This window comes from Antrihabitans spumae (assembly GCF_043944905.1).
GTDB classification, from domain to species: Bacteria; Actinomycetota; Actinomycetes; order Mycobacteriales; family Mycobacteriaceae; genus Antrihabitans; species Antrihabitans spumae.
The window spans coordinates 1-937 of the sequence record NZ_JBIMSN010000067.1 but is presented as its reverse complement, the minus strand read 5'-3'; the positions used below and the strand labels follow the sequence as shown (position 1 = coordinate 937).

At 56.8% G+C, this 937-nt stretch carries 1 protein-coding gene; it reads right to left on the bottom strand.

Annotation, left to right across the window (positions count from 1 at the left end; genetic code table 11):
• Positions 1-296: 296 nt before the first annotated feature.
• The coding region (locus tag ACHIRB_RS16790; protein WP_395127729.1) for a hypothetical protein at positions 297-937 on the bottom strand (641 nt) is incomplete at its 5' end.

Here is a 937-nt window from a genome sequence, read left to right as displayed (position 1 = left end):
CCTCATCCAGGCTGCATAGCCAGAAAATCCCCGTGTCCAACATCCGGGGTCAAGGCCCTGACGACGCTCACCGAAGTCGAAGGCCCCCTTGCTGTGATCGTCAGGCCGTATGACGTACTTGTTGATCTGAGTCCCCGGTACCGCTGCCAGTAGCTCTGCTCAGTACCGCTTGTACGGATCGTTCACTGTCCCCTGGATCGCTTCGATACGTGTTCACAGTTGGCTTTCTGCTGCACTTTTCAACCCTGATCCTCGACCTCATATATGCAGGTCAGGCCTGTACCAACTAGAGGTCCCTATAGTGGTTCTTCTCTGTTCTCCTGTCTGTCGAGAAGGGTAGGGGCAGACCCAGATTTCAACGGTGGGTAGACCCGGAGAGGAATGGAGTAGCCGTGCTCTTCTGCGACCTTGGTCATGATCGTGCAGACCTTGGCCTTGAGGGACTCGGGAACCAGAACTGAGTCGTGGACCGGATAGAGAGAGAAACCTGTCTGCCTCAGTACACGGATCGATATGGTGTGCATTAGGTCCGAATCAACGCGCTGGAGCTTGACTCCTAAATCGGTAAAGAACAGCGGCTTGATCCATGGATAGGCAGCAACTACTGAGTCGACTAAGCGGGTTGTAAAACGATAGAGCTCTTCCGGGCGGCGTGGCGAATGAAGGCTGATGGTCGCGGGCACGGAAGGCAGCTCGAGAATCTTCGTGGAAACCGCGTGGACCATGGCGTCGCGACTGCTTGCGTCGGCCGACAGGCCTGCCGCAACGACGATTTTGATGACATCTCGCAGCTCCGCCGATTCGCCTCTGGTGAGATTCGCGACTGGAATGTCGTAAAGGTCCCGCTCGTACGGCAACGTCACGCCTGCCAGGGCTCCCGCTAGCCCAGATCTTTCTCCGGGCTGACGTGCCGGCTTGATCTGTTTCGGATTGGGTT